This is a genomic window from Allobosea sp. R86505 (assembly GCF_042466375.1).
Taxonomy (GTDB): domain Bacteria; phylum Pseudomonadota; class Alphaproteobacteria; order Rhizobiales; family Beijerinckiaceae; genus Allobosea.
The window spans coordinates 1305857-1328225 of record NZ_JAXHPY010000001.1; the positions used below are offsets into that span (position 1 = coordinate 1305857).

The following is a 22369-nucleotide window of genomic DNA, read 5'->3' on the forward strand; positions in this document are numbered from 1 at the left end:
CAGGCGGACGGGACGATCAGGGCTCGCATTGCTGATGGCCGTCCACCGAACGATCGGGACCGGAAATCCATGTCGGGATACATTCACCCAACCCTTGCGGGCGCGAGCGGCAGGCTGCATCCGGCCTTGGATCGACGCTAGCCGGCCCTGCTGCGGGCCGTCAACGGCGCGATCTCGACAGGAGGTCGCGCCCGGCTGGTTCCCGGCCCTAGACCGGCCCCATTTCCTCGCCTAAGTCACGGGAATGCAAGCCTTCGGCGGCCGTCATCCGGCGGTCGCCAGACCACGGATCCGTCATGACAACGATCGACCGCCGCCGCGTCCTGGCGGGGCTTTCAGCCGCCCTCAGCCTCTCGGCCGCACCCTCGGCCCTGCTGGCGCAGCAACCGGTTCCACCGGCCGAGCCTTCGGCCGAGCCGCAGCCGCGTTTCGGCTTCGACCATGTCGTCAGCCGGGCGCGCGAGATCGCGGCGGTGGCCTATGAGCCCGGCCCGAACCTGCCCGAGCCGCTGTCCCGGCTCGATTTCGATGCCTGGCGCGACATCCGCTTCCGGCCCGAGCGGGCGTTGCTCGCCCAGAACGGCAGCCCGTTCCGGATGCAGATGTTCCATCCGGGCTTCCTGTTCACCCGCCCCGTCGTGGTCAATGTCGTGCGCGACGGCGTGGCGACGCCGGTGCCGTATTCGGCCAACCTGTTCGACTATGGGCGCGTCAAGTTCGAGAAGCCGCTGCCGGTCAATCTTGGCTTTGCCGGCTTCCGGCTGCATTATCCGCTGAACGATCCGCGGATCTTCGACGAACTGATCTCCTTCATCGGCGCGAGCTATTTCCGCGTGCTCGGCCGCGAGCAGCGCTACGGGCTGTCGGCGCGGGGTCTCTCGATCGGCGCCGGCGTGCCGGGCGAGGAGTTCCCGATGTTCCGGGAGTTCTGGGTCGAGGCGCCGGCCGCCAATGCCGAGCGGGTCACGGTCTACGTCCTGCTCGATTCACCCTCCGTGACCGGGGCCTATCGCTTCCATATCTATCCCGATGTCGATGCGGTGGTCGATGTCGGCGCAACCCTGTTCCCGCGCAAGCCGATCGAGAAACTCGGTCTCGCACCCCTGACCTCGATGTTCTTCACCGGCGAGAACGACCGCCGCTTCCACGACGACTTCCGCACCGAACTGCACGATTCCGACGGGCTGATGATCCATTCCGGCACCGGCGAATGGATCTGGCGGCCGCTGCGCAATCCCAGGCAGCAGGCGATCTCCTCCTTCGTCGAGCGCAATGTCCGCGGCTTCGGCCTGATGCAGCGCGACCGCGTCTTCGAGCACTACCAGGACCTCGACCTGAACTACGAATTGCGGCCGTCCTACTGGATCGAGCCGCAGGGCGACTGGGGCGAGGGCGTGGTCGAACTGATCGAGATTCCCACGACCGACGAGACCAACGACAACATCGTCGCGCTCTGGGCACCGAAGACGCCGCTGGAACCAGGTCGCGCCTTCTCGTTCGGCTACAAGCTGACGGCGATGCTGGATTCCAGCGACCTTCATCCGGGCGGGCGGATCATCAACACCTATCAGGCCAGACCCAAAGCGCTCGGTTCGGGAGAGCCGGTCAATGCGGGAGCGCGGCGCTTCATCGTCGACTTCGCCGGCGGCGATCTCGACTATCACCTCAAGCAGCCCGAGAAGGTCGAGATCGTGCCGTCGATCGCCTATGGCCGGATCGACCGCGCCTTCATCGTGCCGAACCCGAAGACGCAAGGGTTCCGGGCCTTCATCGACATCGTCGTCGAGCCCGGCCAATTGGCCGAGATGCGGGCGTTCCTCAGGAGCGGCGAGAAGACGCTGACAGAGACGTGGAGCTACCCCTGGCGGGCGGACATCTGAAGGGCGCGACCACATGTCTTCGCCTGCCGTCGGAACGAGCCGAAGCATCCGGGGTTGGTGACGAGAGCCGGGCAAGGCTCGCACACGAAGCCTGAGGAGAATACGGAATGGGCCTGCTCGTCGACGGAGAATGGCGCGACCAGTGGTACGACACCGCCAAGAGCGGCGGGCGGTTCCAACGCCAGGACAGCGCCTTCCGCCACTGGGTCACCGCCGACGGCTCGCCGGGTCCGAGCGGCGAGGGCGGCTTCACAGCCGAGCCCGGTCGCTACCACCTCTATGTTTCGCTCGCCTGCCCCTGGGCCCATCGGGCGCTGATCTTTCGCGCGCTGAAGGGGCTCGATGCGATGATCGACGTCTCCGTGGTGCACTGGCTGATGCTCGACCAGGGCTGGACCTTCGCGGATGGGCCGGGCGTGGTGCCGGACCCGATCGGCGGGGCGCGCCACCTGCACGAGGTCTACACGCGCGCCGATCCGCACTACTCCGGCCGCGTCACCGTGCCCGTGCTGTGGGACAAGAAGCGCGAAACCATCGTCAACAACGAATCCTCCGAGATCATCCGGATGTTCAACAGCGCCTTCGACGAGATCGGCGCCAAGGCCGGCGACTTCTACCCGCCGGCGCTTCGGGGTGAGATCGATGCGTTGAACGAGCGCATCTACGCAACCGTCAACAACGGCGTCTACAAGGCCGGCTTCGCGACGACGCAGGAGGCCTATGAGGAGGCGGTCGGACCACTGTTCGAAACGCTCGACGTTCTGGAGGAGCGGCTTGCGAAGAAAGACTTCCTCACCGGCGACGCCACCACCGAAGCCGACTGGCGCCTCTTCACCACGCTGATCCGGTTCGACGCCGTCTATGTCGGCCATTTCAAATGCAACAGCCGGCGCATTGCCGATTATCCGCGGCTGAGCGCCTATCTGCGGCGGCTGCTGGCGGTCGAGAGCGTCGCGGACACGATCGATTTCGGTCACATCAAGCGGCATTATTACGAGAGCCACCGCACCATCAATCCGACTGGGATCGTGCCGGTGGGGCCGGATCTGTCCGATCTGGTCGGGGCGGTCTAACCGGCGCGGGGCTCACGCGGTTGTATCCGTCAGTGCGAGCAAAGCGAAGCAATCCAGATGTGCGGTGCGCTCGCCCAGTCTCCCGGATTGCTTCGCCCCGCTCGCAATGACGATTTGAGGGCTAAGCCTTCTTCCCCCGCACGCCCGGTCGCTTCTTTCTTCCGTAGAGCTCGAGCCGGTGGCGGACGAGTTCATAGCCGAGTTCGGCGGCGATGCGCCGCTGCAGTTCCTCGATCGCGTCGGAGGAGAACTCGATCACCTCGCCGCTCTCGACGTCGATGAGGTGGTCGTGATGCTCCTGGTCGGCGTGCTCGTAGCGCGAGACGCCATCCTCGAAGGCGTGGCGCTCGATGGCGCCTTGCGTCTCCAGCACCTTCATGGTGCGATAGACGGTCGAGAGCGACAGCGTCGGGTCGAGCGCGAAGGCACGGGTGAAGATGCCCTTGGCGTCCGGGTGGTCGTCGGCTTCGGCCAGGACACGCAGGATCAGCCGGCGCTGCTGCGTCATCCGCAGGCCGGCACCCTTCAACTGGCCCTCGAAGCCGGCCACGCGCTGCGCGATTCCCGTCATGATCGAACGCATAGCAATTCTGCGACGCATCTGCAAAAGCGCTTTATTGCAAATGTGTCGCAACTGCATTGACAGATGCAAGTGCGTTGCAATAGCGTGCTGTGACACTCACTCGACAGGAGCCGACATGTCCACCCGACGATCCGTCCTGCTCTCCGTGGCCACGCTATTGGCCGTTGCGCTCGCTGCCCCGTCGGGCGCAGCCCTCGCGCAGGACAGGAAGCTGCGCGTCGTCACCACCTTCACGGTGATCCAGGACATCGCGCAGAACGTCGCGGGCGATGCCGCCATCGTCGAGTCGATCACCAAGCCCGGCGCCGAGATCCACGACTACCAGCCGACGCCGCTCGACGTGGTGAAGGCGCAATCGGCCGATCTCGTGCTCTGGAACGGGCTCAATCTCGAGCGCTGGTTCGAGCGCTTCTTCGACAATGTGAAGAATGTCCGCAGCGCCGTGGTCAGCGAAGGCGTCGCGCCGATGGGGATCGCGGAGGGGCCCTATCAGGGCCGGCCCAACCCGCATGCCTGGATGTCGACGACCAACGCGCTGATCTATGTCGAGAACATCCGCAAGGCGCTGGCCGCGGCCGATCCGGCGCGGGCCGAGATCTACGCCGCCAATGCGAAGGCCTATGCGGAGCGCATCCGCGCGGTCGACGCGCCGCTGCGCGCGCGGCTCGACAAGGTGCCGGCCGCACAGCGCTGGCTCGTCACCAGCGAGGGGGCCTTTTCCTATCTCGCCCGTGACTATGGCTGGCGCGAGGCCTATCTCTGGCCGATCAATGCCGACCAGCAGGGCACGCCGCAGCAGGTGCGCCGGCTGATCGACCTCGTCCGCAAGAACAAGATTCCGACGGTGTTCAGCGAAAGCACGATTTCTGACAAGGCCGCCCGGCAGGTCGCGCGCGAGACCGGCGCCCGCTATGGCGGCGTGCTCTATGTCGATTCGCTGTCGGCGGAGGGCGGGCCGGTGCCGACCTATCTCAAGCTGCTCGAGGTCACGGTCGACACCCTGGCAAAGGGCTTCGGCCAGTGAGTGCTGCAGCCGCCGGCGCGCAGGCAGGCGTGGCCTCGATCGCCGTCGAGGGCGTGACCGTCCGTTATGCCAGCGGCGTCACCGCGGTGACCGACGCGTCCTTCGCGCTTGGGGCCGGCACGATCTGTGCGCTGGTCGGCGTCAACGGTTCCGGCAAGTCGACGCTGTTCAAGACGCTGATGGGCTTTCTGAAGCCGGCGCGGGGGTCGGTCTCGATCGCGGGGCTGCCGGTGGGGCAGGCGCTGAAGCGAGGCCTCGTCGCCTATGTGCCGCAGGCCGAGGAGGTCGACTGGACCTTCCCCGTCCTGGTCGAGGACGTGGTGATGATGGGCCGTTACGGCCATATGGGCTTTCTGCGCATTGCAGGCCGGGCCGATCGAGAGGCGGTCGAGCAGGCGCTGTCGCGCGTCAACATGCTGGAGTTCCGCACCCGCCAGATCGGCGAATTGTCCGGCGGGCAGCGCAAGCGCGTCTTTCTGGCGCGGGCGCTGGCGCAGGGCGGGCAGGTCATCCTGCTCGACGAGCCCTTCACCGGCGTCGACGTCAAGACCGAGGATGCGATCGTCGCGCTGATGCGCGAATTGCGCGACGAGGGCCGGCTGATGCTGGTCTCGACGCATAATCTCGGCTCGATCCCGGATTTCTGCGATCAGGTCGTGATCATCAACAAGACCGTCCTGGCGGCCGGGCCGACCGCGACGACCTTCACCCATGACAATCTCCAGCGCGCCTTCGGCGGCGCGTTGCGGCACTTCAGGCTGGGCGGCGCCGATCTTCATGACGACGAGGACGACCGGCGCGTCACCGTCATCACCGACGACGAGCGCCCGCTCGTGCTCTACGGCAAGCGCGACAGCGAGCGAGTCGCCGGCGGCAAGGCAACCGGCGAGACGGCCGATCCTGCGAAGGATCGCGCGCCGTGATCGAATTGCTGCTGGAACCCTTCGGCTATCAGTACATGGTCCGGGCGATCTGGGTTTCGGCGCTGGTCGGCGGGGTCTGCGCCTTTCTGTCCTGCTTTCTGATGCTGAAGGGCTGGTCGCTGATGGGCGATGCGCTGGCCCATGCGATCGTGCCGGGCGTCGCGCTCGCCTATCTGCTGAAGGTGCCCTATGCGGCCGGCGCCTTCTTCTCGGGCATGCTGGCGGCGCTCGCCATGGCGCTGGTGCGGCTGCGCACGCAACTGCGCGAGGATGCGGTCATCGGCATCGTCTTCACCACCTTCTTCGCGGCCGGGCTCCTGATCGTCTCGATCAATCCGACCTCGGTGAACGTGCAATCGATCGTGCTCGGTAACATCCTCGGCATTTCGGACGAGGACGTGCTGCAGGTCGCGATCATCGCCGCGGTATCGCTCGCTGTTCTCATCCTGCGCTGGCGCGATCTGATGCTGGTGTTCTTCGACGAGAATCAGGCACGTGCCGTCGGGCTGTCCCCGACGCGACTGAAAATCCTGTTCTTCGTCCTGCTCAGCGCCTGCACGGTCGCCGCGCTGCAGACGGTCGGGGCCGTGCTGGTGATCGCGATGGTGATCACGCCGGGCGCCACCGCCTATCTGCTCTGCGACCGCTTCGGCCGGCTGATCTGCATCGCGGTGGCGCTGGGCGTCGTCACCAGCGCGGCCGGCGCCTATGCCAGCTACTTCCTGGATGGCTCGACCGGCGGTCTGATCGTCGTGTTCCAGACCCTGCTGTTCCTGCTCGCCTTCGTCTTCGCGCCCAAGCATGGCCGGCTGGCGGCGGCGCGGGCTGCGCGCGCCCTGTCGGAGACGGCGCCATGAGTTTTGCTCAGATTGCCCGACGGTGTCCCCTTCCCCCCGCTTGCGGTGGGGAAGGGGTAGGGATGGGGGGGCGCAAAGCCGGAACACCGTCCTTGATCGTCGCGCCGAGCGGGGCTGCCCCCCACCCCAACCCTCCCCACCGCGAGCGGGGGGAGGGGGCAGGTTCGCGCCGGCATCGCCCCATTCGGAGAGGGCTCACGCCATGAGCCTGATCGAAGCCTGGCTCATCGCGCCCCTTTCGCACGAGTTCATGCAGCGCGGGCTCATCGTGGCGGTGATCGTCGGCGTCGTCTGCGCGGTCCTCTCCTGCTTCCTGATCCTGAAGGGCTGGTCGCTGATGGGGGATGCGGTGTCGCACGCCGTCCTGCCCGGCATCGTGCTGGCGCAGATCGCGGGCCTGCCCCTGGCGACCGGAGCCTTCGTCGCCGGCCTGAGCTGTTCGCTCGCCATCGGCTATCTCAAGGAGAACAGCCGGGTGAAGGAGGACACGGTGATGGGCATCGTTTTCTCCGGCATGTTCGCGCTGGGGCTCGTCATGTTCGTCAAGGTCGAGAGCGACCAGCATCTGCTGCACGTCCTGTTCGGGAACATGCTCGGCGTGCGCTGGGCGGACATCGCGGAAACGGCCGCGATCGCGGTTCCAACCGTCGCGATCATGCTCGCCAAGCGCCGTGATTTCCTGCTCGTCGCGTTTGATCCCGCCCATGCTCGTGCGATCGGCCTGCCAGTGCGCTGGCTGAATTTCGGGTTGTTGATGCTGCTGGCGCTGACGATCGTGGCCGCGCTCAAGGCGGTCGGCATCATCCTCGTCGTCGCCATGCTGATCGCCCCGGGCGCCATCGGCTTCCTGACGACGCGGCGCTTCGATGCCATGCTGGCGGTCGCCGTCGCGGTTGCGACGGTCTCGAGCGTGATCGGCACGATCCTGAGCTATCATCTGGACGGGGCGACGGGGCCCTGCATCGTCGTCGTCCAGGCCGTGTTCTTCCTGGCGGCGCTGGCCTTCAACCTGCGCCGCTCCGCGCGGCGTGCCGTGACCGCCTGATCAGGCGGCCTGCTGCCCGGCATCCTCCGGCGCGCGCGAGACTGTGATGGTCTGCGCCAGGCACTGGCAGTTGAACTGGCTGGTCAGGAAGGCGATGTCGGCGGCGTCGCGGCCTGTCGCGATCCGCACCATGCCCTCGACGGGTGCGAGTCGCGTCGGATCGACCAGCCACCAGCGCCCGTCGAGATAAACCTCGAAGACGGCATGGAAATCCGGCGGGTCGAGGTCGAGCGCATAGGCGCTCACTGCCCGGGCGGGAATGTTCAGCGCCCGCGTCAGCGCGATGCCGAGATGGGTGAAGTCGCGGCAGACGCCGGCGCGGTCGATGAAGGTGTGCTGGGCCGTGGTCTGGGCGTGGCTGACGCCATGGACGTAGTCCAGATGCTCGTGCAGCCAGTCGAGCACGGCGAGAATGCGGGCGCCGCCGCCCTCGATGCTGCAGAATTCGCGCTGGGCGAAGCGCATGAACTCGTCCGACGGCGAGAAGCGGCTCGGCAGCAGGTAGGGCAGCACCTCCTGCGGCAGCTCCGACCAGTCATGCTGGCGCGCGCCGGGGCCCAGCGGCTGGCGGGTGCCATTGTCGACCAGCGCCCGGTAGCGAATCTCAACCTGGCCCGAGAGCGCCGCGCGAAAACGCCGCTCGCCCGTCTCGGGATGAAGATCGCGGACGAGAGCCGCGTCGGGCGAGATGGTGAGGCTTTCCGACAGAATCGTCTGGTCGGGCGAGCGCGCGGCCTCGATCGCAGCGATCACCTGCGTGTCGCTGTCGAAGCCGTAGGTCAGCGTCGCCGCTACGTCGAGTTTCATGGGTCCCCCGGAATGCCTTGTGCGAGACCGGGCAACGCCATGCCGGGGCGGAAGTTCCTGGGGATCAGGCCGCTCTGGCCTCGACCCCCAGATCCGGCGCGATGCCGGCCAGGATCTCGTAGGAGCGCTTCCGCGCCTCATGGTCGAAGATCGGCGCCGTGACCATGATCTCGTCGGCGCGTGTCGCCGTGATGAAGGCGTCGAGCTGGCGCTTCAGCGTTTCCGGCGAGCCGATGAAGGCATAGCGCAACATGCCCGCGACATGCGCCTTCTCGGCCGGCGACCAGTAGGTCTCGATGTCGTCGATCGGCGGCTGCAGCTTGCCGCGCTGGCCGCGCACCATGCCGACGAAGCGCTGCTGCAGCGAGGTGGCGAGATGGCACGCCTCGGCATCGGTCTCGGCGGCGATGACGTTGATGCCGGGCATGGCATGGGGCCGCGCGAGCTGCTCGGAGGGCTTGAAGCGCTCGCGATAAACGGCGAGCGCCTGCATCAGCGCATCGGGCGCGAAATGCGAGGCGAAGGCATAGGGCAGGCCGAGTTCGGCTGCGAGCTGGGAGCCGAACAGGCTCGAGCCCAGGATCCAGAGGGGGACGTTCAGCCCGGCGCCCGGCACGGCCTGGATCGCCTGGTTCGGCCCGGCCGGTGCGAAATAGGCCTGCAGTTCGAGCACGTCCTGCGGGAAACTGTCGGATGACATCGGACTGCGGCGCATCGCCCGCATGGTCATCTGGTCTGTGCCGGGCGCCCGGCCGAGGCCGAGATCGATGCGGCCGGGAAACAGCGCCTCGAGCGTGCCGAACTGCTCGGCGATGATCAGCGGCGCGTGGTTGGGCAGCATGATGCCGCCGGCGCCGACGCGGATCGTCTTCGTCGCTGCGGCGAGTTGGCCGATGACGACGGCGGTCGCGGCGCTGGCGATGCCGACCATGTTGTGGTGCTCGGCGACCCAGTAACGGGTGTAGCCGAGGGCCTCGGCATGGCGGGCGAGGTCGATCGAGGCGCGAAGCGCGTCACCCGGCTCCTGGCCTTCACGGACGGGAACGAGATCGAGGACGGAAATGGCGACCATGGCGGGCTCTCACGGGGCTCCGGCCCGAGGCCGGCTGCGATGGAGCCTAGATGGGGCGGGAACGGCCGTCGATCCAGTGGGGCGGCCGGACCGTCATGGCCTCCCTGCGCCGACGGTCTGCCCCGGTGGCGAAGCGAGGCTCACCTCCCCGGCGATCGCGCCACAGATGGCGGGCGCGATGTCGCGATAGGCGCGCTCGTAATCGGCGAGATGCAGGCCGTCCATCATCGGCACGCCACGGCCGAAGCGATCCGCAACGTGGCAGGAGGTTTCGGTGCGGCATGCGGCCTCAGCCGAGGCGGCGATGTCGGTGGCGACCTGAGCCGAGAAGACCGCATCCTGGCTCGTCTCGATCCGTGGCAGCGTGGCGACGAGGACGAGGTCCGACTTGCCCACCACTTGCCGCAGCAACGCTCGGAAGGCGTGCCGGAAGCGGATGACGGCCTCGGGCGGCTCGCGAAAGCGCTTGCGGTTGGCATCGTTGGTGCCGACCGCGAGGATGATCGCGCGGGGCGGATGGGGCAGCGCCAGTTCGTTCAGCAACTCCTGCGTATCGCGGGTGGTGGCGCCGTGAAGCCCGCCATTGACGAGGGGGAGCCCGCAGAACTCCCGGACGTGCCAGCGCGCGACATGGGAGTCGCCAAGCGCCAGAAGATAGTCACCCGCGACCTGACGCAGATCGGCCCTGATCTCGATGAGGCGCTGGTCGCGATAGGACGGGGCGGCGGTCGCGAAGCGGCCGATGGCGACGCCCGCCACGGAGCCGAAGGCGAGGGCGAGGGGGACGATCGCCAGAAGCGCCAGCAGCCAGCGCCGCGCCGAAGCGCCGTCGGGGCGGATCGGGTTCTCGCGATCGGGGCTTCGGGTAAGGCTGCAATGGGTCACGAGGTCCCTCCATCGGAGCGGGCCGGGCAGTGCGCGGTGGTCGCGAGGCGAGGCGAGGGGGCGGGTCGGAAGCGCCCCGTCACCGGGTCGCGATAGGCCTTGGTCTCGCAGGCGGTCTCGCCGCGCAGGACGAAGCCGTCCCGCGCGAGGAGAGAGGGCAGTGCCCAGAGCCAAAGAGCGAGGACTCCCACCAGCATCAGCCCGGTGAGGGCCCGGGCCAGGAGAGACGAGGAGACGCCGGGAGTGGCGAGGGAGAGCTTTGTCATGGCGCTCACGGAACGCTGGGGCTCTGCCCGTTCTGCGGCCGCGAGTTTTCTGGATGACGTCTGCCGAAGGGCTTCTGGTAACCTTGCTTTTCCAGGCTCGGCGACAGACACAATCAGAAACACTTCCGGCCACGACCTCGCCCGCGAGCGGCGCTAGAGCCAGACGATGAGTAGAACGCCCCATATCCTCGTCGTCGAGGACGACCGCGAGATCGCGACACTGGTGTCGCGCTTCCTGCGCAACAACGACTTCCGCGTCCGCGCCGTGCCGAACGGCCGGGAGATGGACGCGGCGCTGCGCGACGGCCGCTTCGACCTGATCGTGCTCGACCTGATGCTGCCCGGCGAGGACGGCCTGAGCCTCTGCCGCCGGCTGCGCAACGAGGGTACGATCCCGATCATCATGCTCACCGCCAAGAGCGAGGAGATCGACCGCATCCTCGGTCTCGAAATGGGCGCCGACGACTATCTGGTGAAGCCGTTCAACCCGCGCGAGCTGCTGGCCCGGATCCGTGCGGTGCTGCGGCGCGCGGGGCATGTCCCGGCGGCCGAGGTCGGGGAGAGCCCGGTCCTCGCTTTCGCGGGTTGGCGCCTCGACAAGGCGGTGCGGCGACTGTTCAACCCCGAGGGGGAGCGCGTGGCGCTGACGGGGGCTGAACTCGATCTGCTGCTCGCCTTCTGCGAGCGGCCGCGGCGTGTGCTGTCGCGCGACCAGCTCCTCGATCTGACGCAGGGCCGCACGGCGGCTCCGTTCGAACGCTCGATCGACGTGCTCGTCAGCCGGCTGCGCCAGAAGATGGAGCGCAACCCGCGCGAGCCCGAGCTGATCCAGACCATCCGCTCCGGCGGCTACATGTTCTCTCCGGAAATCGAGCGGCCGGTGGAGAGCGCGGCGCCATGAGGCGGCTGCTGCTGCGCCTCCTGCCGGCGCGGGCCGCCGCCCAGATCACCGCTATCGTCATCGGCTCGCTGGTTCTGGCCAATCTCGTGACGATCGCGGCGCTGCTCGTCCTCCTCCCGCCCGAACTCAAACGCGTGCCGAACCTGCCCTATGTCACGGAGCTGGTCGCGATCGCCCGGACGATCGAGGCCGCGCCGACACCGGCGGCGAAAGCGGCGATCGTCGATGCCGCGCTCGCCTCCCACCCGAAGCTGTCCCGCCTGCCCCCGGACGCGTTGCCGAGCGCGCGCGAGCCCACCTGGCCCGACCGCCAGATGCTCGACAATCTCAGAGAGCGGTTCGGGGCCGAGACCCAGGTCCTGATGCTCGACGGCGTGCCCGGGCAGGGCGGTCCGCCGCCTTTCGGGCTGCGGTTTGCCGATGGCAGCGGCCTCGTGATGGCTCCCGAGGCGCGCACCCCGCCGCCGCGCGGCCAGGCCTTCATCTTCTATCTGGCGGTGATGATCGCGTTGCTCGTCTCGCTGGTGGGCCTGCTCTCTCTGTGGGCGGCGCGGGCCGTCGCGTCGCCGCTGTCGCGGCTGGCGGAGGCCGTCGATCGCTTCGATCCCGACCGCGACACCATCGTGGCACCGGAGCAGGGGCCGATCGAAGTCAAGCGGCTGGCCGGCGCCTTCGGCGGCATGGCCGCGCGTATCCGCCGGCTGATCGACGACCGCACCCGCATGCTGGCCGCGGTCAGCCATGATCTGCGCACGCCGATCACGCGGCTGCGGCTGCGCGCCGACGAGATCGCCGATGAGCGCCAGCGCCGGGCAATCGTCTCCGATCTCGCGCTGATGGAGCGCATGGTCGGCGGGGCGCTGTCCTATCTGCGCGACGGGCGGGCGTCGGGCAGCATGGCGGCGACCGACATGCCGGCGCTGCTCCAGACGATCTGCGACGACTTCGCCGATCTCGGCCACATCGTGGTCTATGAGGGGCCGATGCGCGCCTCCGCCGTCTGCGACGCCGACCAGATGACCCGCGCCGTGAACAATCTCGTCGACAATGCGATCAAGTTCGGCGGCCGGGCCGTGGTGAAGCTCGACGACACCGATTCTGCCGCGATCGCCATTGAGGTCGAGGATGACGGGCCCGGTATCGCCCCCGACGAGCGGGAGAAGGTGTTCGCGCCGTTCTATCGCAGCGATCTGGCCCGCACGCTGAAGGAGGGCAGCGGCTTCGGGCTCGGGCTTTCGATCGTGCGCGCGATCGCGGAAGCGCATCGCGGCAGCCTGACCCTGGCCGACCGCGAGGGCGGCGGGCTGCGGGTCCGGATCGCCTGGCCGCGGCGCTGGTAGGGAACGCGGCGCCCCGTTTCGCGTTGACCCCGGATAGGCCCGAAGACGGGCCTGCACCAGGGGGTCGAGATGACGACGAGCACCAATCCCGCGAAGGAAAGCCTGCGCCAGGAACAGCAGGAGCAGCGCGAAGCCGCCAAGAAGAGCCCGGACGCCGAGCTCGACAAGGCGCTGAAGGACACCTTCCCGGCGAGCGACCCGGTCGCCGCCCAGGCACCGACCAAGCCAGGCGCCGCCGACGACAAGGCGTCCTGACCGCTCAGGCGCGCTGATAGAGCAGGCGCGCGCGGATGGTGCCCTCGAGTGCCCGGATTTCGCGCAGCACATCGCGCGCATCCGCGCCGATGCTTTCGGCCTCCATCACGACATAGCCGATCTCGCCGTCCGTCTGGTAATTCTGGGCGGCGATGTTGACGTTGCGCGCGGCGAAGACGTCGTTCAGGCGCCGCAGCATGCCGGGCACATTGCGCTGGACATGGATGAAGCGCGTGCCGACCGCACGCGGGGTGAGCTGCACCTGCGGGAAATTCACCGCGCCCACCGTCGAGCCGACATCGGAGTAGTCGATCAGCTTGCGGGCGACCTCGGCGCCGATGCGCTCCTGCGCTTCTTCCGTCGAGCCGCCAACATGCGGTGTCAGAATCACATTGGGCAGGCCCTGCAACGGCGAGACGAAGCGGTCGGCGTTCGAGGCCGGCTCGACGGGGAAGACGTCGACCGCGGCACCGGCGAGATGGCCGCTCTTCAGAGCCGCTGCGAGCGCGTCGAGGTCGACCACCGTGCCGCGCGAGTTGTTGATCAGGTAGCTGCCGGGGTTCATCGCCGCGATCTGCTCGGCGCCGATCATGCCATGGGTCTGCGGCGTCTCGGGCACGTGCAGCGAGACGATGTCGGCCGTGCCCAGCAGTTCGTGCAGGCTATCGACGGGCTCGGTGTTGCCGTGGCGCAGGCGATCGGTCTGATCGTAATAGATCACCCGCATGCCCATCGCCTCGGCCAGCGTCGAGAGCTGGCTGCCGATATTGCCGTAGCCGACGATGCCCAGCACCTTGCCGCGGACCTCGAAGGACCCTTCCGCCGACTTGTCCCAGCCGCCGCCATGGGCCGAGACCGAGCGGTCGGTGATCTTGCGCAGCAGCATGACGATCTCGCCGATGGTCAGTTCGGCGACGCTGCGGGTGTTCGAGAAGGGCGCGTTGAAGACCGGCACGCCGCGGCTGCGCGCCGCCTCGAGATCGACCTGGTTGGTGCCGACCGAGAAGCAGCCGACGGCGAAGAGCCGGTCGGCCTGGGCGAAGATCGCGTCGGTGAGCTGCGTGCGCGAGCGGATGCCGAGCACATGGACGCCTTCCAGCGCCTTCAGCAGCGCGTCCTGGTCCAGCGCCTTGGGCAGGCGCGTCATGTTGGTGTAGCCGGCATTGACCAGAAGGTCGGCGGCGGAATCGTTGATGCCTTCCAGCAGCAGGACCTTGATGCGGTCCTTGGACAGGGACAGGCGTTCGCTATGTGTGGTCATGGGAAGGTTCGGTCTGGCGGCGGAGCGTCCGCTATAGACCCCTCGCGTCCCGACACAACCTGATTTTGGCGCCGGCTCGCGGCAGGATGGTCACGCCTTCTCGACCAGCAGCGTCGCGCCCTCGACCCCGACCACCTTGACGTCGCTGCCCGCCAGCAACTCCGGGCCTGTCACGCGCCAGGAGGAATCACCGACGCGAATGCGGCCTTCGCCGCCGAGCATCGTCGCCTCGAGTCTGAACACCTTGCCGATCAGCTGGCGGCCGCGGTCATTGAGCCCGGTGGCCGCATCGGGCTCCTCGCTCTTGTGGCGCATCAGGAGGCGGCCGACCAGGACGGTCACCAGGCTGAAGCCGGCGAAGACGAGGGCGGCGATCTGCCAGCCGATATCGGTCAGTCCGACGACGGCGCCGGTCAGAAGCGCCGCGAGACCAAACCAGATCAGGAACACGCCGGGTGCGAGGACCTCGCCGCCGATCAGGACGAGGCCGAGGATGACCCAGCTCCAGCCGCCGAGCCATGTGATCGAAGCCGCCATCGTTCGTGCCCCTCAGACGCCGCTGCGGCCGGCCGGCGGAACGGAACCGGTGCGCCGGTTCTCGACGGCGTCGTCGCCGAACACCGCCTTGGTCAGCTGGGCGATGCCGCCGACGGTCCCGGCGAGCGCCGCGGCCTCGATCGGTACGATCACCACCTTGCTGTTGGGCGCGCCGGCGATCGCCTTCAGCGCGTCGGTGTAGCGCTCGGCGATCAGGAAGTTCGCGGCCTGGATGTCGCCCTTGCTGATCGCCTCCGAGACCATGGCGGTCGCGGCGGCTTCTGCCTGGGCGGAGCGCTCGCGCGCCTCGGCGTCGCGGAAGGCGGCCTCCTTGCGGCCTTCGGCGGCCAGGATCTGCGCCTGCTTGAGGCCCTCGGCCCGCAGGATCTCGGCCTGACGCATGCCGTCGGCCTCGAGCACGGCGGCGCGCTTCTCGCGCTCGGCCTTCATCTGGCGGTTCATCGCCCCGACGATGTCGGCGGGCGGCAGGATGTCCCTGATCTCGATGCGGGTGACCTTGACGCCCCAGGGCGAGGCGGCGGCGTCCATCACGCGCAGCAGCCGCTCGTTGATCTCGTCGCGGTGGGAGAGCAGCTGGTCGAGGTCCATCGAGCCGACGACGGTGCGGATATTCGTCATGGTCAGCGTGATCAGCGCGTCGTCCAGCGCCGAGACCTCATAGCGGGCCTTGGCGGCGTCGAGCACCTGGTAGAAGGCGGCGGCGTCGATGCGCACGCCGGCATTGTCCTTGGTGATCGCCTCCTGCGAGGGAATGTCGAGCACCTGCTCCATGACATTCACCTTGTGGCCGATGCGGTCAATGTAGGGGACGATCAGGTTCAGGCCCGCGCTGAGCGTGCGCGAATAGCGGCCGAAACGCTCGACCGTGTAATTGTAGCCCTGCGGCACCGTCTTCACGAGGAAGGCAATGGTGATGACGACCAGCATCACCAGCACGACGACGAAGATGCTGAAGCCCGAGAGCGTGTCCATGGTTTGAGCGTCCCCCTGTCGCGTGCCCGCCCCGTCGCAGGCCGGCGGCATGCAACCTGACGATTGCGACAGGCGAATGCAAGGTCGTGGCGGCGCGCGCGGCGGCGCCGGCGCTCTTGGCAGTTTTTCGCCGCCAGCGGCGGGTTGTTGGCGGAATCTGCTCAGGAGCAGGCTGCCGAACCCGCGATTACGGTTCACATCGCGCGGCGCTTCCCGCATGATCGGACATCTGCTGGAGAGCCGCACCATGTCCGATCCGCGCCTGCCGATTCTCGCCGAACTCGAGAAGAAGATTCTCTGGCTCGCCTCCTGGACGATCCACAACGCCAACCATCTGCGCCAAAGCGACGACGGGATGAAGGTCGGTGGCCACCAGGCTTCTTCCGCCTCGCTGGCGACGATCATGACCGCGCTCTACATGGCGGCGCTGCGGCCGCAGGACCGGGTGGCGGTGAAGCCGCACGCCTCGCCGATCTTCCACGCCATCAACTATCTGATGGGCCTGCAGACCCGCGAGAAGCTCGAGAATTTCCGGGCCTACAAGGGCGCGCAGAGCTATCCCTCCCGCACCAAGGATATCGACGACGTCGATTTCTCGACCGGCTCGGTCGGGCTGGGCGTCGCGCAGACGCTGTTCTCCTCGCTGACGCAGGATTATGTCCGCGCCCATGGCTGGGGGCTGGAGCGCGCGGAAGGCCGCATGGTCTCGCTGATCGGCGATGCCGAGCTCGACGAGGGCAATATCTTCGAGGCCCTGATGGAGGGCTGGAAGCACGGCCTGCGCAACACCTGGTGGGTGATCGACTACAACCGCCAGTCGCTCGACGCAGTCATCCGCGAGGGGCTCTACGACCGCTTCGAGACGATGTTCCGCAATTTCGGCTGGGACGTCGTGACGCTGAAATACGGCTCGCTGCAGCAGGCGGCCTTCAAGGAAAATGGTGGCGAGCGGCTCAAGAGCTGGATCGATTCCTGCCCCAACCAGCTCTATTCGGCGCTGACCTTCCAGGGCGGGGCCGCCTGGCGCAAGCGGTTGATGGACGATCTCGGCGATCAGGGCCCTGTGACGCAGCTGATCGAGAGCCGCTCCGACGCGGAGCTCTCGAAGCTGATGTGCAATCTCGGCGGGCACGACCTGCCCTCGATCCTCGAAGCCTTCGAGGCGATCGACCACGACCGGCCGGTCTGCTTCCTCGCCTACACCGTCAAGGGCTTCGGCCTGCCGCTGGCGGGGCACAAGGACAACCATGCCGGGCTGATGACCAAGGAGCAGATGGCGGGCTTCCAGAGCGCCAATGGCGTCCGCACCGGCCATGAATGGGATCTGTTCGAGGGGCTGTCCCTGCCCGAGAGCGAGATCCGCGCCTTCCTCGACCGTGTGCCGTTCTTCGCCGAGGGGCGCCGGAGGCTGAGCGCGCCGGCGCTGCCGGTGCCCGCCAAGCTCGAGGCCGGCATCCAGCCGGTGATGTCGACGCAGATGGGCTTCGGCAAGATCCTCGACGAGATCGCCAAGGCGGGCGGGCCATTGGCGGACCGGATCGTGACGACGGCACCCGACGTCACCGTCTCGACCAATCTCGGCCCCTGGGTGAACCGGCGCGGGCTCTTCGCCAAGGCCTCGATGGCCGACACCTTCAAGGACGAGCGCATCCCCTCGATGCAGAAATGGGAGTTCTCGCCGAAGGGCCAGCATGTCGAGCTCGGCATCGCCGAGATGAACCTGTTCATCAACCTCTCGGCGCTCGGCCTCTCGCACGCGACCTTCGGCGAGCGGCTGATCCCGATCGGCACGCTCTACGACCCCTTCATCTCGCGCGGGCTCGATGCGCTGAACTATGCCTGCTACCAGGATGCGCGCTTCATGGTGGTGGCGACGCCCTCAGGCGTGACGCTGGCGCCGGAAGGCGGGGCGCATCAGTCGATCGCGACGCCGCTGATCGGCATGAGCCAGGACGGCCTGTGCGCCTTCGAGCCGGCCTTCGTCGACGAGCTGGCGGTGATGATGCGCTGGTCCTTCGCCTATCTGCAGAAGGATGGCGAGGGCGACCCCGACGAGCGCACCTGGCTGCGCGACGAGACCGGCGGCTCGGTCTACCTGCGCCTCTCGACGCTGCAACTCGAACAGCCGCAGCGGGCGATGACGCCCGAGCTCGAAAGCGAGATCATCGACGGGGCCTATTGGCTGCGGAAGCCCGGCCCGAACGCCTCGGTCGTGATCGCCTATACGGGGGCGGTCGCGGCGGAGGCGATCAAGGCGGTCGGCCTGTTGGGCGAAGACAGGCGCGATGTCGGGCTGCTGGCGATCACCTCGGCGGACCGGCTCAACGCGGGCTGGCAGGCGGCGGAGCGGGCGCGCCAGCGCGGCAACCACCGCGCGACGAGCCATGTCGAGCGGCTGCTCGGCGATCTCTCGCGCGATTGCGGCATCGTTTCTGTGCTGGACGGGCATCCCGCGACACTGGCCTGGCTCGGCAGCGTGCATGGCCACAGGCAAAAGGCGCTCGGCGTCGAGCATTTCGGCCAGACCGGGACGGTCGCGGATCTCTACCGCCATTTCGGCATCGACGCGAATGCGATCGTCCATGCCGCGCAGGCGGCGGCGCCGGGACGGCCGGTGCGTTATCTGAAGGCTCTGCCTTGATGTCATTCCGGGGCAGGCCGAAGGCCTGAACCCGGAACCCATGACCGGGTGAGCCCAATCGACCGGGCTTCTATGGAAGTGTCGCCCGGTCATGGGTTCCGGGTTCGTCGCTACGCGCCGCCCCAGAATGACAGCCTCAGAAGCGCGGCGTGGCGAAGGTGTTGGCGAAGGGGTTGGTGCCCGCGCCGATGCGGCCGGGCAGGGTCTCCTCGCCGAAGAAGCTGCCGAGGTTGGAATAGGTCGGGCCGGCGGAGACGTGCTGGCTGGCATAGCGGTTCATCGAGCCGACCGGAACGATGTTGCCCGCATCGAAATAGCTGCGCTTCTGCACGGTCACGCGCAGCGGGCCGCGGCGGTTCTGCGCTTCCGCGAAGGAGACCCAAACGGTCGACGCGGCGACGGAGAGGGCGAAAACGGCGGCGAGACGCTTGAGCGAACCCATGGCGACGACATCTCCAGAACAGCGGCGATCCGCTTGGTGCGAGAACAGGACTCGATGGTGAATCCTAGACTACCGTAGTTAACGATTTTGTCAGCGCGGCCACAGCGGAAATGTGTCGCTGGAGCCTCCGGCCATGCGGACGACGCCGCCCTTGCGGTCCCTGACGACCCGGCGCGTTCCGGGCGGGTAGAAGGTGGTGTTCTGGCACAGGGCCGGCTGCCCGACCCGGCTGCCGAGATAGGCCAGGGCTGCCGATTCGCGCTGCGCCGGCGCGAGCTTGATGCGGTCGATCAGGCAGGCGAGGGAGGCCGCGTTGGCCGTCTGGACACCGGCGGCGCAGTAATAGCCGCCGAGCGCAAAGGCGGATGTCTCGAAGGCGTTGCGGAAGACGATGCAGGTCCGCACGCGCCCGTCGAACTCCTCATAGATGAGATCGCGGCCGGCGAAGGTGCCCCAGCGCGTCGTCATGGTGTAGTGCGGCCCGCCGACCCGCGGGCGCAGCACGCGCAGGGGCTCGAACTGCCAGAACTGCGGCGTGGTCAGGGTGAAGGGGCGCCCGGTCTCGTCGGGCTCCGCCAGCACCAGCGCGGCGAAGGGCTCGCCCGTGCCGGGCCCGCCGAACTGCCAGCCCTCCTCGCGGCCGCGCGTCGGATGCGTGGCGACGAGCGCGGACCCCGGGGTGCCGGGGGGCTCGATCGCCCAGGAGAAGGCCGGCTGTCCGCGGCCGACGCTCGGCAGCTTGCCGTAGAGCCACCAGGCCACCAGCAGGATCAACAGGAAGACGGCGGTACCGAGGGCGAGGAACAAGAAGCGCGCGACGCCCAGCGCCGCGGTCCCCGTGGCGCCGATCACGGTCATGGCGCGCGGAGCGTCAGCCGACATGATCAGCGCTTCCCGGGTTTGCGCGGACCACCGACCGCGGCCGTCGCGGTCTTGGTCCGCAGTGCGGGCGTCGGCCCGTCCGCGTCGAGCCAGGAGACCTTGCGGCCGGTGGCGGAGAGGCGCGGGGTCACGCAGCCCGGCTGGCGGTTCAGTTCCGTCCGCGCGAAGGCGGTGCGCAGGGCGCGGTCCTCGCCGGCATTGAGCAGGTCGATGCGGTCGATCAGGCAGACGAGCTGGCGGCGGTCGGCCGGTTTGCCCTCTGCGCCGCACCACCAGCCGCTCATCGCCAGCGGCAGCGCGCCGGGTTCCATCCGGAAGGCGATGCAGGCGCGGCTGACCTGACCGTCGTTCAGCGTCGCGTCGGCGGCCTCGACCGGGCCGAAGCGGGTCTGGATCGCGGCGGGCAGGCCGCTGCGCTGCACCGACAGGGCGCGTGCGGCCGCCGCGCGCACGAGCGCGACGATGAAGGGCTGGGACAGGTCGCCCTGCGCCGGCTCGACAGTCAGCCGCAGCGCCAGATGGGCCCTGGGATCGGCGAGCGCACCGAAGGTCAGCAGTTCCTCGCGCCGCGACCCGTCCGGGCTCCGGCGCGCCTCGAGCGCCAAGGTGGCGCGGTCCAGATCGGGGGATTCGAGGCCGAACATCGCGATCGGCTTGCTGATTTCGATCCAGCTGACGCGGCCGGCCGCCGTCTGGGCGCCGTCGCGGAGCGACCTCGGCTGCGGCTCGGCGGGCGGCGTGATCGTCGCCTCGCTCTGCGAGGACAGGGCCGTGACGAGGGTCGCGGCGAGGCCGATGCCGGCCGCGGCCGCGAGCCCGCGCCAGGCGAGGCCGGTGGTGAGGCGGACGGCGGGCAGGCGCAGCACGCGCCGCAGGATGGCGATGGGGCGGAACAGGGCCGCGAAGGCGACCTCGACCCCGTCGGCAAAGCGGATCAGGGCCCGGGCGGGGTCGAACCCGGCGAGCCGCGCACGCAGCGCCGGCCAGGCGGCTCGCACCGGCCCTGCGCTGACGGCCGCACGCAGCCGTCGCAGCAGACCCGCCGGATCGCGCAAGGAGGACAGCAATTGACCCGACACCACTCCAGAACCCGCCTGTCCCTGTCGCCTCGCGGCGGCACGGATGCCTCACCCGCGCAGACCCTGGCGGAGCGGCGGTCAGCAGGGCGTTACCGTGCCCGCGGATTCGCCGCGCAGCGTGAATCGTCGGTCAACGTGGAGGGTTAACGGGATGCGGCGAATGCGGGCCAGATTGACTTTTGGCGCTTCACGGTGTTCTCACAGAGCAGGTTCCTGCGGGGCGAAATGCCTCGGAGAGAGCTGCGATGCTGTCAGCCTTTCGGAATTGGCCCTGTGACTGTCCGTCTCACGACGAAACGCACGACCAAACCGGCGACCGGGACCACCGGCACGCCGCGCTGACACTCGCCTCGGCTCCGGGTTCCTCTCCCCCCGGCGGGGGGCATGACGCCGGACCCGCCCCGCGACAGGGGCGGACGGTGCCGAGGGGGAGACCAAACCGGGTTCATCCGAAAGGAACATCATCATGAGCTTCAAGGTCGCGATCGTCGGCGCCACGGGGAATGTGGGCCGCGAGATGCTGGACATCCTGGCCGAGCGGGCTTTTCCCGTCAGCGAGGTCGTGGCGCTGGCCTCCTCGCGCTCGATCGGGACCGAGGTCTCGTTCGGCGACAGGACGCTGAAGTGCAAGTCGCTCGAGCATTACGACTTCTCCGACACCGACATCTGCCTGATGTCGGCCGGCGGCGAGATCTCGAAGGTGTGGTCGCCCAAGATCGGCCAGCAGGGCTGCGTCGTGATCGACAACTCCTCGGCCTGGCGCATGCACCCCGACGTGCCGCTGATCGTGCCGGAGGTGAACGCCGCCGCCGTCGCCGGCTTCACGAAGATGAACATCATCGCTAACCCGAACTGCTCGACGGCGCAGCTCGTCGTGGCGCTGAAGCCGCTGCACGACAAGTATGGCGTCAAGCGCGTCGTCGTCTCGACCTACCAGTCGGTCTCCGGCGCGGGCAAGGAGGGCATGGACGAGCTCTTCAACCAGACGCGCGCCGTGTTCTCGGCCGGCGAGGTGGTGACCAAGAAGTTCCCCGCCCGCATCTCCTTCAACCTCATCCCGCAGATCGACGTCTTCATGGAGGACGGGTTCACCAAGGAAGAGTGGAAGATGATGGTCGAGACCAAGAAGATCCTCGACCCGAAGATCAAGCTCACCGCAACCTGCGTGCGCGTGCCGGTCTTCATCGGCCATTCCGAGAGCGTCAACATCGAGTGCGAGAGGCCGGTGACCGCCGACGAGGCGCGCGAGGTGCTGCGCGCGGCGCCCGGCATCCTCGTGATCGACAAGCATGAGCCGGGTGGCTACACCACCCCGCATGAGGCGGCCGGCGAGGACGCGACCTATATTTCCCGCATCCGCGAGGATGCCACCGTCGAGAACGGCCTGGCCTTCTGGTGCGTCTCCGACAATCTGCGCAAGGGCGCGGCGCTGAACGCGGTGCAGATCGCCGAGGTGCTGATCAACCGCAAGCTGATCCAGCCGCGGCAGAAGGCGGCCTGAACCGGCCTTCGAACGCGATCGCGATCCTCGAGGCGGGCCCAGCGGCCCGCCTTCGTCATTTTCGGGGCGGCCTGTCTGGCTGCATGCGCACCGGTCGTTCTTTGCGTAACCCATCGCCGGCA

22 protein-coding genes are annotated in these 22369 nt (G+C 68.2%); 11 read left to right on the top strand and 11 right to left on the bottom strand.

Annotation, left to right across the window (positions count from 1 at the left end):
* Positions 1-296: 296 nt before the first annotated feature.
* Positions 297-1880, top strand: coding sequence for an OpgD/OpgG family glucan biosynthesis protein (locus SJY11_RS06295; protein ID WP_376985716.1), 1584 nt, complete (start codon positions 297-299; stop codon positions 1878-1880).
* A gap of 107 nt (positions 1881-1987) precedes the next feature.
* Positions 1988-2953 (top strand): glutathione S-transferase family protein, encoded by a 966-nt coding sequence (locus tag SJY11_RS06300; protein ID WP_376985718.1) that lies wholly within the window; start codon positions 1988-1990, stop codon positions 2951-2953.
* 121 nt (positions 2954-3074) lie between these two features.
* Here SJY11_RS06300 and SJY11_RS06305 read toward each other — a convergent pair whose 3' ends face one another.
* The gene (locus tag SJY11_RS06305) at positions 3075-3524 is read right to left on the bottom strand and encodes a Fur family transcriptional regulator (protein WP_376985720.1); all 450 of its coding nucleotides are present in this window, start codon (positions 3522-3524) and stop codon (positions 3075-3077) included.
* 127 nt (positions 3525-3651) lie between these two features.
* On the opposite strand from SJY11_RS06305, the gene SJY11_RS06310 reads away from it, so the two are divergent.
* The 4 genes from SJY11_RS06310 to SJY11_RS06325 all read left to right on the top strand — a co-directional run bounded on the left by SJY11_RS06310 (position 3652) and on the right by SJY11_RS06325 (position 7385).
* Entirely contained in the window at positions 3652-4560 is a 909-nt protein-coding gene (locus tag SJY11_RS06310; protein ID WP_376985722.1) for a metal ABC transporter substrate-binding protein, read from the top strand.
* Positions 4557-5483, top strand: coding sequence for a manganese/iron ABC transporter ATP-binding protein (locus SJY11_RS06315; RefSeq protein ID WP_376985724.1), 927 nt, complete (start codon positions 4557-4559; stop codon positions 5481-5483). Before SJY11_RS06310 ends, SJY11_RS06315 begins: the two co-directional genes overlap by 4 nt.
* The gene (locus SJY11_RS06320) at positions 5480-6340 is read left to right on the top strand and encodes a metal ABC transporter permease (protein WP_376985726.1); all 861 of its coding nucleotides are present in this window, start codon (positions 5480-5482) and stop codon (positions 6338-6340) included. The genes SJY11_RS06315 and SJY11_RS06320 overlap by 4 nt, the downstream gene beginning before the upstream one ends.
* Before the next feature lie 202 nt (positions 6341-6542).
* On the top strand, positions 6543-7385 hold the full coding sequence (locus SJY11_RS06325; RefSeq protein ID WP_376985728.1) for a metal ABC transporter permease: 843 nt from the start codon (positions 6543-6545) through the stop codon (positions 7383-7385).
* Here SJY11_RS06325 and SJY11_RS06330 read toward each other — a convergent pair whose 3' ends face one another.
* The 4 genes from SJY11_RS06330 to SJY11_RS06345 all read right to left on the bottom strand — a co-directional run bounded on the left by SJY11_RS06330 (position 7386) and on the right by SJY11_RS06345 (position 10415).
* On the bottom strand, positions 7386-8192 hold the full coding sequence (locus SJY11_RS06330; protein ID WP_376985730.1) for a transglutaminase-like domain-containing protein: 807 nt from the start codon (positions 8190-8192) through the stop codon (positions 7386-7388).
* Positions 8193-8256: 64 nt separating this feature from the next.
* Complete coding sequence (locus SJY11_RS06335; protein ID WP_376985731.1) at positions 8257-9264, bottom strand: LLM class flavin-dependent oxidoreductase; 1008 nt, start codon at positions 9262-9264, stop codon at positions 8257-8259.
* A 93-nt stretch (positions 9265-9357) separates the two neighbouring features.
* Positions 9358-10149, bottom strand: coding sequence for an SGNH/GDSL hydrolase family protein (locus SJY11_RS06340; RefSeq protein WP_376985733.1), 792 nt, complete (start codon positions 10147-10149; stop codon positions 9358-9360).
* Positions 10146-10415 carry a hypothetical protein gene (locus tag SJY11_RS06345; RefSeq protein ID WP_376985734.1) on the bottom strand — a complete coding sequence of 90 codons (270 nt, stop codon included), beginning with the start codon at positions 10413-10415 and terminating at the stop codon, positions 10146-10148. Before SJY11_RS06345 ends, SJY11_RS06340 begins: the two co-directional genes overlap by 4 nt.
* A gap of 166 nt (positions 10416-10581) precedes the next feature.
* Between SJY11_RS06345 and SJY11_RS06350 the strand changes: the two genes are divergently transcribed.
* The 3 genes from SJY11_RS06350 to SJY11_RS06360 all read left to right on the top strand — a co-directional run bounded on the left by SJY11_RS06350 (position 10582) and on the right by SJY11_RS06360 (position 12911).
* Positions 10582-11316, top strand: a complete 735-nt coding sequence (locus tag SJY11_RS06350; protein WP_326911589.1) for a response regulator — start codon at positions 10582-10584, stop codon at positions 11314-11316.
* Positions 11313-12656, top strand: coding sequence for a sensor histidine kinase (locus tag SJY11_RS06355; protein WP_376985736.1), 1344 nt, complete (start codon positions 11313-11315; stop codon positions 12654-12656). The genes SJY11_RS06350 and SJY11_RS06355 overlap by 4 nt, the downstream gene beginning before the upstream one ends.
* A 69-nt stretch (positions 12657-12725) precedes the next feature.
* Positions 12726-12911, top strand: a complete 186-nt coding sequence (locus tag SJY11_RS06360) for a hypothetical protein (RefSeq protein ID WP_376985738.1) — start codon at positions 12726-12728, stop codon at positions 12909-12911.
* A gap of 4 nt (positions 12912-12915) precedes the next feature.
* Here the strand turns inward: SJY11_RS06360 and serA are convergent, their stop codons facing one another.
* From serA to SJY11_RS06375, 3 genes are all read right to left on the bottom strand, one after another.
* Positions 12916-14172: a phosphoglycerate dehydrogenase gene (gene serA, locus SJY11_RS06365; protein WP_376985740.1), complete on the bottom strand. Its 1257-nt coding sequence runs from the start codon at positions 14170-14172 to the stop codon at positions 12916-12918.
* Positions 14173-14262: 90 nt separating this feature from the next.
* Positions 14263-14709: an NfeD family protein gene (locus SJY11_RS06370; RefSeq protein ID WP_376985742.1), complete on the bottom strand. Its 447-nt coding sequence runs from the start codon at positions 14707-14709 to the stop codon at positions 14263-14265.
* A 12-nt stretch (positions 14710-14721) separates the two neighbouring features.
* Complete coding sequence (locus SJY11_RS06375) at positions 14722-15702, bottom strand: SPFH domain-containing protein (RefSeq protein ID WP_376985743.1); 981 nt, start codon at positions 15700-15702, stop codon at positions 14722-14724.
* Positions 15703-15949: 247 nt separating this feature from the next.
* Between SJY11_RS06375 and SJY11_RS06380 the strand changes: the two genes are divergently transcribed.
* Positions 15950-18343 carry a transketolase-like TK C-terminal-containing protein gene (locus tag SJY11_RS06380; protein WP_376989263.1) on the top strand — a complete coding sequence of 798 codons (2394 nt, stop codon included), beginning with the start codon at positions 15950-15952 and terminating at the stop codon, positions 18341-18343.
* A 136-nt stretch (positions 18344-18479) separates the two neighbouring features.
* On the opposite strand, the gene SJY11_RS06385 is transcribed toward SJY11_RS06380, so the two are convergent.
* From SJY11_RS06385 to SJY11_RS06395, 3 genes are all read right to left on the bottom strand, one after another.
* On the bottom strand, positions 18480-18785 hold the full coding sequence (locus SJY11_RS06385) for a hypothetical protein (protein ID WP_376985745.1): 306 nt from the start codon (positions 18783-18785) through the stop codon (positions 18480-18482).
* Positions 18786-18875: 90 nt separating this feature from the next.
* Entirely contained in the window at positions 18876-19667 is a 792-nt protein-coding gene (locus SJY11_RS06390) for a hypothetical protein (RefSeq protein WP_376985746.1), read from the bottom strand.
* A 2-nt stretch (positions 19668-19669) separates the two neighbouring features.
* Entirely contained in the window at positions 19670-20746 is a 1077-nt protein-coding gene (locus SJY11_RS06395; RefSeq protein ID WP_376985748.1) for a hypothetical protein, read from the bottom strand.
* Between the two features lie 466 nt (positions 20747-21212).
* Here SJY11_RS06395 and SJY11_RS06400 point away from each other — a divergent pair, with 466 nt between their 5' ends.
* Complete coding sequence (locus tag SJY11_RS06400; RefSeq protein WP_376985750.1) at positions 21213-22247, top strand: aspartate-semialdehyde dehydrogenase; 1035 nt, start codon at positions 21213-21215, stop codon at positions 22245-22247.
* The last annotated feature ends 122 nt before the right edge of the window (positions 22248-22369 follow it).

Excerpts from the sequence above, each read along its gene's own strand:
- SJY11_RS06295 (WP_376985716.1), top strand. The coding sequence starts at position 297 with ATGACAACGATCGACCGCCGCCGCGTCCTGGCGGGGCTTTCAGCCGCC.
- SJY11_RS06300 (WP_376985718.1), top strand. The coding sequence starts at position 1,988 with ATGGGCCTGCTCGTCGACGGAGAATGGCGCGACCAGTGGTACGACACC.
- SJY11_RS06305 (WP_376985720.1), bottom strand. The coding sequence starts at position 3,524 with ATGACGGGAATCGCGCAGCGCGTGGCCGGCTTCGAGGGCCAGTTGAAG.
- SJY11_RS06310 (WP_376985722.1), top strand. The coding sequence starts at position 3,652 with ATGTCCACCCGACGATCCGTCCTGCTCTCCGTGGCCACGCTATTGGCC.
- SJY11_RS06325 (WP_376985728.1), top strand. The coding sequence starts at position 6,543 with ATGAGCCTGATCGAAGCCTGGCTCATCGCGCCCCTTTCGCACGAGTTC.
- SJY11_RS06330 (WP_376985730.1), bottom strand. The coding sequence starts at position 8,192 with ATGAAACTCGACGTAGCGGCGACGCTGACCTACGGCTTCGACAGCGAC.
- SJY11_RS06335 (WP_376985731.1), bottom strand. The coding sequence starts at position 9,264 with ATGGTCGCCATTTCCGTCCTCGATCTCGTTCCCGTCCGTGAAGGCCAG.
- SJY11_RS06345 (WP_376985734.1), bottom strand. The coding sequence starts at position 10,415 with ATGACAAAGCTCTCCCTCGCCACTCCCGGCGTCTCCTCGTCTCTCCTG.
- SJY11_RS06350 (WP_326911589.1), top strand. The coding sequence starts at position 10,582 with ATGAGTAGAACGCCCCATATCCTCGTCGTCGAGGACGACCGCGAGATC.
- SJY11_RS06355 (WP_376985736.1), top strand. The coding sequence starts at position 11,313 with ATGAGGCGGCTGCTGCTGCGCCTCCTGCCGGCGCGGGCCGCCGCCCAG.
- SJY11_RS06360 (WP_376985738.1), top strand. The coding sequence starts at position 12,726 with ATGACGACGAGCACCAATCCCGCGAAGGAAAGCCTGCGCCAGGAACAG.
- serA (WP_376985740.1), bottom strand. The coding sequence starts at position 14,172 with ATGACCACACATAGCGAACGCCTGTCCCTGTCCAAGGACCGCATCAAG.
- SJY11_RS06370 (WP_376985742.1), bottom strand. The coding sequence starts at position 14,709 with ATGGCGGCTTCGATCACATGGCTCGGCGGCTGGAGCTGGGTCATCCTC.
- SJY11_RS06375 (WP_376985743.1), bottom strand. The coding sequence starts at position 15,702 with ATGGACACGCTCTCGGGCTTCAGCATCTTCGTCGTCGTGCTGGTGATG.
- SJY11_RS06380 (WP_376989263.1), top strand. The coding sequence starts at position 15,950 with ATGTCCGATCCGCGCCTGCCGATTCTCGCCGAACTCGAGAAGAAGATT.
- SJY11_RS06385 (WP_376985745.1), bottom strand. The coding sequence starts at position 18,785 with ATGGGTTCGCTCAAGCGTCTCGCCGCCGTTTTCGCCCTCTCCGTCGCC.
- SJY11_RS06390 (WP_376985746.1), bottom strand. The coding sequence starts at position 19,667 with ATGTCGGCTGACGCTCCGCGCGCCATGACCGTGATCGGCGCCACGGGG.
- SJY11_RS06400 (WP_376985750.1), top strand. The coding sequence starts at position 21,213 with ATGAGCTTCAAGGTCGCGATCGTCGGCGCCACGGGGAATGTGGGCCGC.